At 70.6% G+C, this 16,218-nt stretch carries 10 protein-coding genes; all 10 read left to right on the forward strand.

What is annotated here, in order from left to right; genetic code table 11:
* Window positions 1-3 precede the first annotated feature (3 nt).
* The 10 genes from SMIR_RS25445 (at window position 4) to SMIR_RS25490 (ending at window position 16,076) form a co-directional block, all read left to right on the forward strand.
* The gene (locus SMIR_RS25445) at window positions 4-1,200 is read left to right on the forward strand and encodes a phosphatidylglycerol lysyltransferase domain-containing protein (protein WP_212727420.1); all 1,197 of its coding nucleotides are present in this window, start codon (window positions 4-6) and stop codon (window positions 1,198-1,200) included.
* A 48-nt stretch (window positions 1,201-1,248) separates the two neighbouring features.
* Window positions 1,249-2,025, forward strand: coding sequence for a TIGR03936 family radical SAM-associated protein (locus SMIR_RS25450; RefSeq protein WP_212727421.1), 777 nt, complete (start codon window positions 1,249-1,251; stop codon window positions 2,023-2,025).
* A 261-nt stretch (window positions 2,026-2,286) separates the two neighbouring features.
* Window positions 2,287-6,330 carry an Rne/Rng family ribonuclease gene (locus SMIR_RS25455; protein ID WP_212727422.1) on the forward strand — a complete coding sequence of 1,348 codons (4,044 nt, stop codon included), beginning with the start codon at window positions 2,287-2,289 and terminating at the stop codon, window positions 6,328-6,330.
* 260 nt (window positions 6,331-6,590) lie between these two features.
* Entirely contained in the window at window positions 6,591-6,911 is a 321-nt protein-coding gene (gene rplU / locus SMIR_RS25460) for a 50S ribosomal protein L21 (protein WP_006374708.1), read from the forward strand.
* A 14-nt stretch (window positions 6,912-6,925) separates the two neighbouring features.
* A complete protein-coding gene (gene rpmA, locus SMIR_RS25465; protein ID WP_028802588.1) occupies window positions 6,926-7,180 on the forward strand; it encodes a 50S ribosomal protein L27 in 255 nt (84 codons plus the stop codon).
* Window positions 7,181-7,312: 132 nt separating this feature from the next.
* The gene (gene obgE, locus SMIR_RS25470) at window positions 7,313-8,749 is read left to right on the forward strand and encodes a GTPase ObgE (RefSeq protein WP_168491476.1); all 1,437 of its coding nucleotides are present in this window, start codon (window positions 7,313-7,315) and stop codon (window positions 8,747-8,749) included.
* A gap of 375 nt (window positions 8,750-9,124) precedes the next feature.
* Window positions 9,125-10,675, forward strand: coding sequence for an alkaline phosphatase D family protein (locus tag SMIR_RS25475; RefSeq protein WP_212727423.1), 1,551 nt, complete (start codon window positions 9,125-9,127; stop codon window positions 10,673-10,675).
* Window positions 10,676-10,870: 195 nt separating this feature from the next.
* Window positions 10,871-12,106, forward strand: a complete 1,236-nt coding sequence (locus tag SMIR_RS25480) for a hypothetical protein (RefSeq protein ID WP_248002914.1) — start codon at window positions 10,871-10,873, stop codon at window positions 12,104-12,106.
* A gap of 193 nt (window positions 12,107-12,299) precedes the next feature.
* Window positions 12,300-13,799 (forward strand): bifunctional cytidylyltransferase/SDR family oxidoreductase, encoded by a 1,500-nt coding sequence (locus tag SMIR_RS25485; RefSeq protein WP_101405195.1) that lies wholly within the window; start codon window positions 12,300-12,302, stop codon window positions 13,797-13,799.
* A 174-nt stretch (window positions 13,800-13,973) separates the two neighbouring features.
* The gene (locus SMIR_RS25490) at window positions 13,974-16,076 is read left to right on the forward strand and encodes a CDP-glycerol glycerophosphotransferase family protein (RefSeq protein ID WP_168491473.1); all 2,103 of its coding nucleotides are present in this window, start codon (window positions 13,974-13,976) and stop codon (window positions 16,074-16,076) included.
* The last annotated feature ends 142 nt before the right edge of the window (window positions 16,077-16,218 follow it).

The raw sequence follows: 16,218 nt of genomic DNA on the forward strand, positions 1-16,218 counted from the left end.
GGTATGGATCTGGAAAAGTCGCCTGCTGAGCGACCCGCAGTACCGGCCGAGGGGTGCCTGACGGTCGCGATCCGCCTGCCCGTGCGGATCGTCGTCCTCGTGCTCGTCGTGCCGGTGCGCATGCTGTGGGACGCCCTGGTGGTCGGCGGAAGGTTTCTGCGGGACACCGTGCTGCGCCCCGCGGGGCGGGTGCTCCAGTGGGTGGCGTGGGCGGTGTTCGTCTGGCCGTGGGTGACGCTGTGGCGGTACGTCGTGGTGCCGGCCGGAAAGGCGCTGGCGTGGCTCGGGTACGTGCTGCTCGTCGTGCCCGCCGTGTGGCTGTACGAGACGGTGCTCACACCGGTCGGACACGCGATCGCCTGGGTGGCGCGGGGCGTCGGCGCCGGGCTCATGTGGGTCCTCCGCGGTGTCGGTGCGGGGTTCGCCCGGGTCCTCCGTGGCATCGGCGCCGTACTCGCCTGGGTGTACGCCCGGGTGCTGACCCCCGTCGGGCGGGCCGTCGCCTGGCTGCTCAGGGGCCTCGGGACCGGGTTCGGGGCGGTCGCTTTCGGGGTGTACCAGGTCGTGGCCTGGCTGGTCCGTCATCTGATCGTCGTGCCGGCGCTGTGGCTGTACGAGTGGATGCTCGCCCCCGTCGGACGGGCGATCGCGTGGGCGGCGCGCGGAGCCGGGTGGCTCGTACGGATGATCTTCACCGGGATCGGCGCCGCGCTCTACTGGACCCTGCGCGTCCTGCTCGTGCTGCCCGCGCTCGCCCTGTGGCGCTGGGTGCTCGTGCCGGTCGGACGGGTCCTCGCCGTCGTCGCGCGGGAGGTCGGGGACGCACTTGGGCACGCCTGGCGGGTGGCCGGACACCTCTCGCTCGCCGTCGGCAGGTTCCTCGGAAGACTCTTCCGGTGGATCTTCGTGGAGCCCGTGCGCTGGGTGTACCGCAGCGTGCTGACGCCGGTCGGACGCGTCGTCCGGGACACGGTCCTGCGGCCCGCCGCCGAGCTCGCGCGCGGCGTGGGCCGGGTGACCCGGCAGGCCCTGGCCACCGCCCGCGAGTCTGCGCGGCAGACCCGCGCCGACATCCGCCGCATGCTCTTCGGCACGCCCCGGGAGCCCGAGCGGGTGCCCCTGGCGAAGCACCGGCGGGAACCGGGAGCCGCCGGGACACGTACTCTAGGTAGCAGTACGACCGCTCTCACGAAGGACTGAACGACACTGGGCAAGCGACAGCCCGAAGGCCCGCCGCCCGCACCCGCGGTGCAGCGCATCCGACTGCGCTACACCAAGCGCGGCCGCCTCCGGTTCACCAGCCACCGTGACTTCCAGCGCGCCTTCGAGCGTGCGTTGCGCCGTGCCGAGGTGCCGATGGCGTACTCGGCGGGGTTCACGCCGCATCCGAAGGTGTCGTACGCCAATGCCGCACCCACCGGCACAGGCAGCGAGGCGGAGTACCTGGAGATCGCGCTCACCCAGACGCGTGACCCTCAGAAGCTGCGTGAGCTCCTCGACGAGTCGATGCCCGTGGGGCTCGACATCATCGAGGCGGTCGAGGCCCGCACGTCGGGTCTCGCCGACCGGCTCACCGCGTCCGTGTGGGAGCTGCGCCTCGACGGCGTGGTGCCCGAGGACGCGGAGCGCGCGGTCGACGCCTTCAAGTCGGCCGACACGGTGGAAGTCCAGCGCAGGACCAAGAACGGGATGCGCACCTTCGACGCCCGCGGTGCCGTGGCGAGCCTCGAGGCGCACAGTCCGCAGGCTGATAGGCCGACCGGCCAGCCCTGTGCGATACTGCGCCTGGTTGTTCGGCACGTGACGCCTGCCGTACGACCCGACGACGTCCTGTCCGGTCTTCGCGCCGTGGCCGACCTGGCGCCGCCGGTCGCCGCAGCGGTGACCAGGCTGGCGCAGGGGCTGTTCGATGAAGAGACCGGCACGGTGACCGACCCGCTCGCGCCCGACCGCGAGGCAGTCATGGCCGCCCCAGCCGATCGCACAGGGGCCGCCGAAACTGCCGCCGCGAAGGCGTCGGCGTAAGGAAGGTCCCGCGTAAGGACGGACGTCGTAGCGCCGCCCTCGGATCCGGGAGCCACCTGGGTCGGGCAGCGCACCGACCAGAAGACTTTCGCCAGGCCGTACGCACACATGGCGTACGGAACCGGCGAGACAGGACACAGAGAGCTCCCGTGCGGCGCCCGCGCCCCGGACGGCGGCACCGCGCATCGCGCGAGCCGCGGACGTCACCGGCACAGCCGGACCAGGCGCGGCGCCCGGGAGCCTGACGGGAGATCCACCCGCATGCTCGAGCCGACCGAACCCACCGAGGGTTCCGACAACAACAACACTCCGAGCGACACCCTGCCGCCGCGGCGCCGCCGCCGTGCGGCGTCGCGTCCGGCCGGCCCGCCCACGGGCGCGGCCGAGTCCCAGTCCGTGGCCGAGACCACGGCTCCGGCCATACCGCCGGTGGCATCCGCCGAGGCCGTGGCCGCCGCTGAGGCCCCCGAGGCTCTCGAGACCGAAGAAACCCAAGAGACCGAAGAGACGGTGGAGGAGGCGGTGGCTCACGCCGCTGCCGCCGAGCCGGCCGAGGACGCCGCTCCGCGCCGTACGCGTCGCCGCGCCACCCGCCGGGTGTCCGCGCCCGCCGGTGCGCCGGGGACGGCCGAGGCGGCCCCGGCCGCGGAGACCACCGTGGTGCCCGCGACCACGCCCGCCGAGGTCGAGGCCCAGGTCGAAGCGGCCCCTGCCGCTGAAGCGGCCCCCGCCGTCGAGGAGGAGGCGGCGCCCGCCGCCCGTCCGCGTCGTCGTGCGACCCGTCGCGCCTCCGCGCCGACCGGTGCGCCCAAGGCGGCCGAGACCGCTCAGACCCCCGAGGCTCCTGAGGTCGCTGAGACCCCTGAGCCCGTCGAGGCCCAGGCCGAAGAGGCCCCCGCCGCCGAGGACGCCGCACCCCGCCGCACCACCCGTCGTCGCGCCACCCGGCGCGTCTCCGCGCCCGCCGGTGCGCCCGAGGGCGACGCCGCCGACGAGCGTGTGGAGGCGCCCGTGACCAGCGAGACCAGCCCCAGCGAGAGCAAGCCCGCCGCCGAGGCCGAGACCAAGCCCGCGGCCGAGGCCGAGACCACCGAGGACGGCGCCCCGCGCCGCACCCGCCGCCGTGCCACGCGCAAGGCCGCTGTCGGTTTCTCCGCCCCCGCGCCGAAGGAGGCCGAGTCCGCGCGACGGCCCGCGCGTCCGGCCGTCGCCGTGTTCCAGGCGCCCGTGTTCACCGAGCCGATGTTCCAGACGCCGGAGCGGGCCGCCGCCGCGGCTGCCGCCGAGGCGGCGGAAGTGGCCGCCGAGGCCCCCGCGGCCGAAGAGGTCGTCGAGGCACCCGTGGCCGTCGAGGAGGAGACCGGCGGTCGCCGTCGCCGTCGCCGCCGGACCGTCGAGGAGGCGCCCGCGGCCCCGGCCGCGGAGCCCGTCGACGAGGTGGAGGAGCCCGACGAGTCCGCCGAGGACGTCGAGGACGGCGTCGAGGACGACGAGTCCGAGGAGGAGTCCGCGGGCTCGCGCCGCCGCCGCCGTCGTGGTGGCCGTCGCCGTCGCCGTGGCGAGTCCGCCGAGGCGGACGGTGAGGCCGGTGACGACGAGTACGCCGCCGAGCAGGCCGCGCAGGACGCCGAGGACACCGCCGAGCAGGCCGAGGAGGACGCCGAGGAGGCGGACGAGCGCGACGAGCCGGGCGGTTCCGGCTCCAGCAGCAGCCGTCGCCGCCGTCGCCGTCGCCGTCGCGCCGGTGACTCCGGCCCCGAGGCCGAGCCCGGCGAGAACGACCCCGAGCGCACGGTCGTCAAGGTCCGCGAGCCGCGCGGCAAGAAGGACGAGCACCCGTCCGACGAGGTGCAGTCCATCAAGGGCTCGACCCGCCTCGAAGCCAAGAAGCAGCGCCGCCGTGAAGGGCGCGAGCAGGGCCGCCGTCGCGTTCCGATCATCACCGAGGCCGAGTTCCTGGCCCGCCGTGAGGCCGTCGAGCGCGTGATGGTCGTCCGCCAGAGCGGCGAGCGCACCCAGATCGGCGTCCTCGAGGACAACGTGCTCGTCGAGCACTACGTCAACAAGGAGCAGTCGACCTCGTACGTCGGCAACGTCTACCTGGGCAAGGTCCAGAACGTGCTGCCTTCGATGGAGGCCGCCTTCATCGACATCGGCAAGGGCCGCAACGCCGTGCTCTACGCCGGTGAGGTCAACTTCGAGGCGCTCGGCATGGCCAACGGGCCGCGCCGCATCGAGAGCGCGCTGAAGTCCGGCCAGTCGGTCCTCGTGCAGGTCACCAAGGACCCGATCGGCCACAAGGGCGCCCGTCTCACCAGCCAGGTCTCCCTGCCCGGCCGCTACCTGGTCTACGTGCCCGAGGGCTCGATGACCGGCATCAGCCGCAAGCTGCCCGACACCGAGCGCGCGCGCCTGAAGACCATCCTCAAGAAGATCGTCCCCGAGGACGCGGGCGTCATCGTGCGCACCGCCGCCGAGGGCGCCAGCGAGGACGAGCTGCGCCGCGACGTCGAGCGCCTGCAGGCGCAGTGGGAGGACATCCAGAAGAAGGCGAAGAGCGGCGGGAGCTCGAACGCCCCGTCCCTGCTGTACGGCGAGCCGGACATGACCGTCCGTGTCGTCCGCGACATCTTCAACGAGGACTTCACCAAGGTCATCGTCAGCGGCGACGAGGCGTGGGAGACCATCCACGGGTACGTGTCCCACGTCGCGCCCGACCTGGCCGACCGCCTCTCGAAGTGGACCTCCGAGGTCGACGTCTTCGCGACGTACCGCATCGACGAGCAGCTGATGAAGGCCCTGGACCGCAAGGTCTGGCTGCCCAGCGGCGGTTCGCTGGTGATCGACAAGACCGAGGCCATGGTCGTGGTCGACGTCAACACCGGCAAGTTCACCGGTCAGGGCGGCAACCTCGAAGAGACCGTGACCAGGAACAACCTGGAGGCGGCCGAGGAGATCGTGCGCCAGCTGCGGCTGCGCGACCTGGGCGGCATCGTCGTCATCGACTTCATCGACATGGTCCTGGAGTCCAACCGGGACCTGGTGCTGCGGCGCCTCCTGGAGTGCCTGGGACGCGACCGTACGAAGCACCAGGTCGCCGAGGTCACCTCGCTGGGCCTGGTCCAGATGACGCGCAAGCGCGTCGGACAGGGCCTTCTGGAGTCCTTCTCCGAGACCTGCGTCCACTGCAACGGCCGTGGCGTGATCGTGCACATGGAGCAGCCGACCTCGGTCGGAGGCGGCGGCAAGCGCAAGAAGCGCGGCCGTGGTGGTGCCGAGCAGGTCCACGAGCACGACCACGAGCTCGAGCACACGCACGAGATCGCGGAGGAGCCGGAGACGGTCGAGAGCGAGGCCGAGGTGGCCGCCGAGGTCGCCGCGCCCGTCGCACTGGTCGAGCAGGAGTTCCAGCCGGACGAGGAGCTGTACAGCAGCGCCGCCGAGGCGGAGGCCGCGGCTTCCCGTGGCGGTCGTTCGCGGCGCCGGGCGACCCGGCGCGTGTCGGCCCCCGCGGGTGCGCCGAAGGCCGAGGAGCGTGCTCCCCGGGGCCGCCGTGAGGAGCGGGCCGAGCGGACCGAGCGGGCTCTGACGTCCCGCGAGGCCGCCGAGTCCGAGCCGGTCGCGGTCGAGGACCCGGTCGTCGAGGCGCCGGTCGTCGAGGCTCCCGAGGTCACGTCGGCTCCTGAGGCCGCTCCGGCCCCCGTGGTCGCCGTACCGGAGGACGAGGCCGCTCCCAAGGGCCGTACGCGTCGTCGTGCCACCCGCAAGGTGTCGGCTCCGGCCGGTTCTCCGAAGGCGACGGAAGAGACCGTGGTGACGGTGACGGTCACGGAGCCGGTCGCGGCGCCCGTGCCCGAGGCCGCCGCCGAGGTCGTCGAGCCGCAGCCCGAAGCGGTCGCCGAGGCGCCCACCGAGAGCGCCGCGCCGGCCCGCCCGCGTCGCCGCGCCGTCCGCAAGGCCACCGCGCCCACCGCGTCCGAGGAGGCGGCCGTCGTGGTCGTCCCGTCGGCCTCGGCGGAGTCGGCCGAGGCCCCTGAGGCGCCCGAGACGGCGCCCGAGACTGCGGCCGAGTCCGACGTCGAGGCCGCGGCCCCGGCCAAGAAGACGGCCGCCCGCAAGACGGCCAAGAAGGCGACGGCGAAGAAGGCCGCCACCAAGAAGACCGCTGCCAAGAAGACGGTCGCCAAGAAGGTCACGGCCAAGAAGGCGACCGCGAAGAAGACGGCCGCGAAGACCACCGCGAAGAAGACCGCGGCGGCCGAGCAGCAGGACCGTTCGACAGTCTCGGCGACCACCGAGGACTGACGCGGAACCGGCGGAGGGCTGACGGAAGTCGGTCCCTCCGCTGCTCCGACAGCATGACGGTGGCCCGGTTTGACCCCTCAAGCCGGGCCCCGTAACCTAGACCGTCGGCGTGTCCCCTGACGCGCCGCACCCCCGTAAACCTCTTCCTCCCGGAATTCTGCGTGTCGTGCGTGTTCGCATGCCGTGCGCTTCGGGAGAGGCCGCTCGCGCAGCGCGTGGCTGGACTGCGGGGTTCCGTTCCGAGCGAGAGAGAGATCCGCGTGTACGCCATCGTGCGCAGCGGTGGTCGCCAGCACAAGGTTGCTGTCGGCGACATCGTTGAGGTTGACAAGATTTCCACTGCCAAGGTTGGCGACACGGTCGAGCTCTCGACCCTGCTCGTTGTCGACGGCGACGCCGTGACCAGCGACCCGTGGGTCCTTGCCGGCATCAAGGTCCAGGCCGAGATCGTGGACCACCACAAGGGCGTCAAGATCGACATCCTTCGCTACAAGAACAAGACCGGTTACCGCCGTCGTCAGGGCCACCGCCAGCAGTACACGGCGATCAAGGTCACTGAGATCCCCGCGGCTGCGAAGTAAGGGACTGAGGAGAGATGGCACACAAGAAGGGCGCATCGTCCACTCGGAACGGTCGCGACTCCAATGCTCAGCGGCTCGGCGTGAAGCGCTTCGGCGGTCAGGTCGTCAACGCCGGTGAGATCCTGGTCCGCCAGCGCGGCACCCACTTCCACCCGGGCAACGGCGTCGGCCGTGGCAAGGACGACACGCTGTTCGCCCTTGACGCCGGTGCGGTGGAGTTCGGTACCCACCGTGGCCGCAAGGTCGTGAACATCGTTCCGGTCGCCTGACCGGTTCTTTCGCGAGGCGGACCTCACTTCCCGTACGGGAAGCGGGTCCGCCTTTCGCGTGTTTCGAATAGAAGCGGCTCTGTGGCATACAGGGCTGCGCAGGACTTTCGTACGTAACTGGAGGCACATCCCATGACCACCTTCGTGGACCGCGTCGAGCTGCACGTCGCCGCGGGTAGCGGAGGCCACGGCTGTGCCTCCGTACACCGGGAGAAGTTCAAGCCGCTCGGCGGCCCGGACGGCGGCAACGGCGGCCGGGGCGGTGACGTGATGCTGGTCGTCGACCAGTCCGTGACCACGCTGCTCGACTACCACCACAAGCCGCACCGCAGCGCCACCAACGGCAAGCCCGGTGAGGGCGGCAACCGCTCCGGCAAGGACGGGCAGGACCTGATCCTGCCGGTGCCGGACGGCACGGTCGTGCTCGACAAGGCGGGCAACGTCCTCGCGGACCTCGTCGGCCACGGCACGTCGTACGTCGCCGCGCAGGGCGGTCGCGGTGGCCTCGGCAACGCGGCGCTGGCCTCGGCCCGCCGCAAGGCGCCCGGCTTCGCGCTGCTCGGTGTCCCCGGCGACTTCCAGGACATCGTCCTGGAGCTGAAGACCGTCGCGGACGTGGCCCTCGTCGGCTACCCGAGCGCCGGCAAGTCGTCCCTCATCTCCGTCCTGTCGGCCGCCAAGCCGAAGATCGCGGACTACCCCTTCACGACCCTCGTCCCCAACCTGGGCGTGGTGACGGCGGGCGAGACGGTCTACACGATCGCGGACGTGCCCGGCCTCATCCCCGGCGCCAGCCAGGGCAAGGGCCTCGGCCTCGAGTTCCTCCGCCACGTCGAGCGCTGCAGCGTGCTGGTCCATGTGCTGGACACGGCGACCCTGGAGTCCGAGCGTGACCCGGTCACCGACCTCGACATCATCGAGGAAGAGCTGAAGCAGTACGGCGGCCTCGGCAACCGTCCGCGCATCGTCGTCCTCAACAAGATCGACGTGCCCGACGGCAAGGACCTCGCCGAGATGGTCCGCCCCGACCTGGAGGCCCGCGGCTACCGCGTCTTCGAGGTGTCGGCGGTTGCGCACATGGGTCTGAAGGAGCTGTCCTTCGCGCTCGCCGAGCTGGTCGGCACGGCGCGCGCCGCCAAGCCCAAGGAGGAGGCGACCCGGATCGTCATCCGTCCGAAGGCGGTCGACGACGCCGGCTTCACCGTGGTCCAGGAGGAGGACGGCCTCTACCGCGTGCGGGGCGAGAAGCCCGAACGCTGGGTCCGCCAGACCGACTTCAACAACGACGAGGCCGTCGGCTACCTCGCCGACCGCCTCAACCGCCTCGGCGTCGAGGCGGAGCTGATGAAGGCGGGTGCCCGTTCGGGCGACGGCGTCGCCATCGGCCCCGAGGAGAACGCGGTCGTCTTCGACTGGGAGCCGACCGTCATGGCCGGTGCGGAGATGCTCGGCCGCCGTGGCGAGGACCACCGCCTCGAAGCCCCGCGGCCCGCGGCGCAACGCCGCCGCGACAAGCAGGCGGAGCGGGACGATGCGGAGAAGGAGTACGACGACTTCGAGCCGTTCTAGGACGACGCTCGGCTGCGGGTGAGTGGGGGTTGTTCGCGCAGTTCCCCGCGCCCCTGGGGCGGGGCTTCGCCCCGATTCCCTGCCCGCCCCGGGTTTGTTCGGCTGCGGGTGCGTGGGGGCTGGTCGCGCAGTTCCCCGCGCCCCTCAGGCGGGGCTTCGCCCCGATTGCCCGCCCCCTCGTTTGTTCGGCTGGGGTTGTTCGCGCAGTTCCCCGTGTCCCTTTTAGGGGCGCGGGGAACTGCAGGCGTCCCTACCACGACGGTTCGCCCTTCGCTTGTTTGTCATGCTCTTGATGAACTCCGTTCAGTGAGCGGGCCACTGCGGCGTGTGAGCCTCCCGGTGTCCAAGGGGCCACCGACGCAGGGGAGTTCACCGATGACCGGAACCGTCTCGCGCGATCGACGCCGCTTTCTCACCGCAGGTGCCGCGGCCCTGGGCGCCGCCGCGACCAGCCGGTTGTGGCTGCCCGGCACCGCCCGTGCCGCTGAACCCCCGCTGCCCGACGGGGTGTTCACCCTCGGCATCGCCTCCGGCGACCCGCTGCCCGACGCCGTCGTGCTGTGGACCAGGCTCGCCCCCGACCCGCTGAACGGCGGCGGCATGCCCGACCGCGCGGTACCGGTGGAGTGGGAGATCGCCGAGGACGCCCGTTTCAGAAGGCCCGTGCGGCGAGGCGTCGCGCAGGCGCTGCCCGAGTACGGCCACAGCGTCCACGTCGACGTCCGCGGACTGCGCCCCGACCGCGCGTACTGGTACCGCTTCCGCGCCGACGGTCAGCTCTCGCCGACCGGCCGCACCCGCACCGCCCCGTACCCCCACAGCTCCGGCGGCTCCCTGCGCGTCGCGCTCGCCTCCTGCCAGAACTGGCAGAACGGCTACTTCACCCCGTACGCCGACATGCTCGCCCAGGACCCCGACTTCGTGCTCTTCGTCGGCGACTACATCTACGAGTCCGCGCCGTCGGCGACGGCCGTCCGCCGGCACGAGGGCGGCGGGGAGCCGTACACCCTCGTCCAGTACCGCAACCGCTACGCGCAGTACCGTACCGATCCGCACCTCATGGCGATGCACGCCGCCGCGCCCTGGGTGGTCACCTTCGACGACCACGAGGTCGACAACGACTTCGCCGGGGAGATCCCGCAGGACCCGGCCAAGCAGTCGCACGGCGCGTTCGTGGCCCGGCTGACCGCCGCCTACCAGGCGTACTACGAGCACATGCCGGTCCGGGCGACCGCGGTGCCGAACGGTCCGCACATCCGGATGCACCGGCGGCTCGACTTCGGCCGGCTGGTCCGGCTGAACGTCCTGGACACCCGGCAGTTCCGCAGTGACCAGGCGACCACCCGGGCGGGCGCCGAGGACCCCTCGATGACCATGCTCGGCGCCGAGCAGAAGGCCTGGCTGCTGCGCGGGCTGCACCACTCACCGACGCGCTGGAACCTGATCGCCTCGCAGATCATGATGGCCGAGACCGATCTGCAGATCGGTCCCGGCAAGCTCTGGTTCTACGACGCCTGGGACGGATACCAGGCCGAACGCAACGCGCTCATGGGGGAGTTGGCCACCGTGCGCAACCCCGTCGTGCTGACCGGGGACCGTCACCTCACCATGATCAGCGACCTCAAGAAGGACTTCGCCGACCCGGAGTCCGACGTCGTCGGCGCCGAGTTCGTCGGGACCTCCATCTCCAGCGGCGGCGACCAGGACCAGGTGGCTTTCCACAACGAGTGGGACCCGCGGATGCCGGACAACCCGCACTGGAAGTTCATCGACGCCCACCGCGGCTACCACCTCTTCGACATCCGGCGCGACGGCATCGACGCCACCGTCCGCGCCCCGGAGACCGTGCTGCGGCCGGACGCCGCGTCCAGCACGCTGGCCCGGCTGCGGGTCGAGGCGGGGAAGCCGGGTGTACGTCTGGTCTGAGCAGCGCTGTTCCGTGACTCGCAGGACTCATGAGACTCATGAGACTCACGGGGCTCACAGAACTCTGAGGCTCACAGAACTCTGAGGCTCACGGGACGCATGAGACTCACAGAATTCATGGGAACCCTGGGACTCATGTGAGTCCCAGGACATTCTCAGGTAAGGCTCAGGTAAGAGATTTAACCTCCCTTGACCATGGAGACCGACTGTACGCATCACGACTCGGCGTCCCCTGAGGCGGAGACCGGCGAAACCGCCCCGAAGAGCGCCCCCACGCCGCTGCCCCCCGGCACCCGGCTGCTGCACATCGGCCCGCACAAGACCGGGACCACGTCGATCCAGGGCGCCCTGTTCGCCGCGAAGGACGCGATGGCCGGGCGCGGCGTCGACTTCCCGGCCCACAGCAGGCACCCGATGGAAGCCGCCCTCGCGGTCTGTGTCCGGCCCGGGATGATGGGCGACGCCAAGCCCACCGAGGGGCACTGGAAGCGGCTCGTCGACGCGGTGCACGCCACCGGCAGGCGCACCTCGGTGGTCAGCAGCGAGTTCTTCGCCGACGCGCCCGACGACGAGGCCATCGCCCGGATCGTCGACGACCTCGGCCGGGGCCAGGGCCGGGACCAGGGCCGAGTCCATGTCCTGGTCACCCTGCGACCACTGTGGAAGATCATGCCCTCGCAGTGGCAGCAGTACGTGCAGAACGGTCTGCGCATGGGCTACGAGGACTGGCTCGAACACATGCTGCGCAGGGCCCCGTACGAGAAGCCCAATCCGAGCTTCTGGCGCCGCCACCGCCACGACCGGCTCGTCGAGCGCTGGGTGCGGGTCGTCGGCGCCGAGAACGTCACCGTCGTGGTGGTCGACGACCGCGACCGCGACGGTCTGATGCGCACCTTCGAATCCCTCCTCGGCCTGCCCGACGGTCTCCTGGTGCCGGTGCCGGACACGGCCAATCGCTCGCTCACACTCGCCGAGACCGAAATGCTGCGGAAACTCAATATGGAGTTCCGCGGCAATGGGCTGCCCGACGAGGTGTATTCCAAGATGGTGCGGGGCGGCGCCGTCATGCATATGAAGAACGCCTGTCGCCCGGCCCCGGACGACGCGCGGATCACCACGCCGCGCTGGGCACTGGAGGCGGCCGCCGGTATCGGCGCGGAGATGGCCGAGCGGATCGCCACCATGGGCGTACGGGTGCTCGGTGACCCGGCGTTGCTGTCCGTCGTACCCAGCGTCGTGAGCGCCGAGGGGACGGGGCCGCCGCGGATCGATCCCGAGGTGGCGGCCCACGCGCTGTACGGGGCGCTCGCCGTGGCCGCCGCGACTCCCGCGTATCCCCCCGAGCCAGTGCGCTCGGTTCACCAGACCCCGTCCAAAGAACTTGTCCGGGTTCTCGGTCACCGGGTCCTCAAGCGTCTGAAGCGGGCGTGAAGAGCGCACGTATAACGTGTGCAGTTACTCACAGCAAATCCGGACAATACGGTTCGGGGTCTCGGAAGAGACCTGCATGCAAGGTGAATAGCCGGTTGCGCGCACATAAGCAGCAGAGGGCGCTCACCTTGCATGGCAGTAACGGAAAGTGGGAGCATCCCAAAGTTCCCTGTCGCCCCAAGGTAGGTCACCTGTGTCTGAGCACTTTGCCAAGCCCCGTACCACCGCAGTGATCCTGGCCGGCGGCACCGGTCAGCGCGTGGGTCTGTCGATTCCGAAGCAGTTGCTGAAGATCGCAGGCAAGGCGGTCATCGAGCACACGCTGACCACCTTCGAACAGGCCGAGTCGATCGACGACATCATCGTGCTGATGGCTCCCGGCTATGTGCCGGACGTCGAGAAGATCGTCGCGAAGGCGGGGCTGAAGAAGGTCACCAAGGTGATCGAGGGCGGCTCGACGCGGAACGAGACCACCGAGCGCGCGATCGCCGCGCTCGGCGAGGGTCTGGCCGAGGGCGAGGACGCCAATGTCCTCTTCCACGACGCCGTGCGCCCGCTGCTGTCCGAGCGCGTCATAGACGACTGCGTCACGGCCCTGGAGCGTTACCAGGCCGTCGACGTCGCCATCCCCTCCGCGGACACGATCATCGTGACCCGCACCCACGGCGAGGACGGCGAGTTCATCACCGAGATCCCGGACCGCTCCCGGCTGCGCCGCGGCCAGACGCCCCAGGCGTTCAAGCTGTCCACGATCCGCCGCGCCTACGAGGTCGCGGCCGGTGACCCCAACTTCCAGGCCACCGACGACTGCTCGGTCGTGCTCAAGTACCTGCCGGACGTGCCGATCCACGTCGTCGCGGGCGACGAGTACAACATGAAGGTCACCCAGCCCGTCGACGTCTTCATCGCCGACAAGCTCTTCCAGCTGGCCTCCACGGCCGCCCCCGAGCAGGCCGACGAGGCCGCCTACCGCGAGCTGCTCAGCGGAAAGACCGTAGTGGTCTTCGGCGGTTCGTACGGCATCGGCAAGGACATAGCCGAACTCGCCGAGGGCTACGGCGCGACGACCTACGCGCTCGGCCGCTCGACCACCGGCACGCACGTCGAGAACCCGGAGGAGGTCGACGACGCGCTGTCCACGGCGTACGCCGAGACCGGGCGCATCGACTACGTCATCAACACCGCCGGGGTGCTGCGCATAGGCAAGCTCGCGGAGACGGACAACGCGACGATCGAGGAAGCGCTGAAGGTCAACTATCTGGCCCCGGTGCAGATCGCCCGCTCCGCGTACAAGTACCTCGCCGAGACCAACGGCCAACTGCTGCTCTACACCTCCAGCAGCTACACCCGTGGCCGCGCCGAGTACAGCCTCTACTCCTCCACCAAGGCCGCCATGGTGAACCTCACCCAGGCGCTGTCCGACGAGTGGGCAGGCGACGGCATCCGCGTCAACTGCATCAACCCCGAGCGCACCGCGACCCCGATGCGCACCAAGGCCTTCGGCCAGGAGCCCGCGGGCTCGCTGCTCTCCTCCGAGGCGGTCGCGCGCACCTCGCTCGACGTCCTCCTCTCCGAAATGACCGGTCACGTCATCGACGTACGCCAGCAGGACCCGACCGCGGGCGCCGGACGGGCCTCCGGATTCGAGGCGGCGCTGGCCAGCGTGCTGGACCGTCAGGACGGCGTGGCATAATTAACGCCAATTAGTTTTCTTGGAATTCAGGCCTCTGAGTCTGCGCGTTTGCCGCGTATTCACAGAGGCCTGAGTCCGTAAAATTCCCGGATTGTCCGCGATCGCCCGCAAGGCCCTTTTCGTTAATCAAGCAGTAACAAAACCGGCACACACCCCTCAAGAGCAGGTTTATCCGTGATATCCACCGCTATACGCGTTGCCCGGGTGGGCAGTGCGGCCGAGTTGGCCGCGGCGGCCCTCATGATGCTGGGCTTCCCCTGCCTGATGCTGGCCGCGCTTCTCCCGAGCGTCGGTGCCTTTGCCGCCGCGGCCGCTGTGACGTACCTGGCGGACCACTATCTGCACCGGCGCGGCAGCTATCTGATCAACCGCCTCAGCAAGGTGCGCGCCGGTCTGTCCATCAGGTTCCTGATCCGACAGCTGCTGCTGGTCCTGCTGCTCGCGCGCCTGGACCTGTCCGACAGCATGGTCTTCTACGCGGCGATCGCGTGCTTCCTCGCCTTCTACGGCTTCCAGGCCCCGCACAGCGCGCTGATCACCCTGATCCGGCTGCGCCGCAAGATGCCGGTCGCCACCCGTAACGTCGACCTGGCCTCGCGCATCCGCATCCCGGACGCACCGCCGCGCACCCTGCTCGACCGGGCCGCCGAGAAGATGCTCCACCTCGACCTGCTGGCCGTCGCCGGCGTCCTCGTCACCGGGGCCACCGACACCAACGTGTACGGCTTCGTGGGCATCGCGGCCACGCTGGTGCTGGCGTTCGTCTACGTCGTCGCGCTCGTCCCGTACATCCGCGGCAAGAAGACACCGCCGAACGCGGACACGGTCCTGGCGGCGGTCGACGGCTGGCTGCGCGAGTACCGCCCGGAGACGGTGCTGTACTTCTCGGGCTCCAAGGACTCGGCGTACCAGGTCAACATGTGGCTGGAGACGATGGAGCAGCTGGACACCCGGCCGCTGATCATCCTGCGCGAGCGCGCCATCCTGGAGCGCATGGCGCCCACCACGGTGCCGGTCATCTGCGTGCCCGGAGGGGTGCACCTGATGAACATGGACCTGTCCACGGTGCGCGTCGCGCTGTACGCGGCGAACGTCGGCAAGAACATCCACATGCTGCGCGTGCCGACCATGAAGCACGTCTTCATCGGCCACGGCGACAGCGACAAGCTGGCCAGCGTCAACCCGTACAGCAAGGCGTACGACGAGGTGTGGACCGCCGGCCGCGCGGGCCGCGACCGCTACGCCATCGCCGACGTCGGTGTCCGCGACGACGACATAGCGGAGGTCGGCCGCCCGCAGCTCGCCCCGATCCAGACCTGGCAGGGCGTGCCCGAGGGACGTATCCCCACGATCCTGTACGCCCCCACCTGGGAGGGCTGGGACGACAACCCGGGCAACACCTCGATCCTGCTGGCGGGCGCCAACATCGTGCGCGCGCTGCTGAAGGCCGAGCAGCCGGTCCGCGTCCTCTACAAGCCGCACCCGTTCACCGGCACCCGCAGCCCGCAGGCCAAGACCGCGCACGAGAAGATCGTCGCGCTGGTCGAGAAGTCGGCCGCCGAGCGCGCCGCCGACCCGCGCTTCACCGTCGACGCGGCGGCCCAGTCCGCGGCCAAGGCGGAGCTGGCCCGCATCGAGGCCCGCATCGAGAAGCTGACCGGTGTCACCGAGAGCGGTGACGAGGCCGAGGCCACCCGCGACGGCCTGGTCGACACGGCCGCGCACGCCGAGGTCGCCCGGCTGCGCGCCGAGTGGAACGACGCCTACTGGCGCTCCTTCGGCAGCTGGGAGCACCGGGTCATCACGGGTGCCGAGCCGCGTCTGTACGACTGCTTCAACGTCTCCGACGCGATGGTCTCCGACATCTCGTCCGTGGTCTCCGACTTCATCGCGAGCGGCAAGCCGTACGCGGTCACGGACTCCGCGGAGCTGGGCGTCGAGGAGTTCAAGCGACAGAACACCGCGGTGCGTGCCGCCGTGATCCTGTCGAACTCGGCGAGTGAGCTGGGCGAGCTGCTCGCCGAGGTCACCGACCCGTCCTCGGACGCGCTCGCCGCCGACCGCCGGGAGCTGAAGGAGTACCTGCTCGGCCCCGACGAGCCGGCGTCGATCGACCAGTTCAACGCCGCGGTGCGCGACCTCGCGAAGAAGTCCCGGGCGCGCAACCTCGGTCAGGAGAGCGGTGCGTCGGCCGCCGCCGTGGAGCTCGCGAACGGAGTTCCCGGGCAGCGGAAGGCCCCGGTGGACGAGACGGGCGGCGCGGCCGTCAAGGGCTGATCCACCTCGCCGAGCAGTCACCTCCCCGAGTAGTCAGTGAAAGGGCCCGGCCCCGAGGAGCATCCTCGGGGCCGGGCCCTTTCCCGTTCCCCGTAAACCTGTGAACCGCATCACATTTGGGGTCCGGTGAAGCAACCTCTTC

This window comes from Streptomyces mirabilis (assembly GCF_018310535.1).
In the GTDB taxonomy this organism is placed as follows: domain Bacteria; phylum Actinomycetota; class Actinomycetes; order Streptomycetales; family Streptomycetaceae; genus Streptomyces.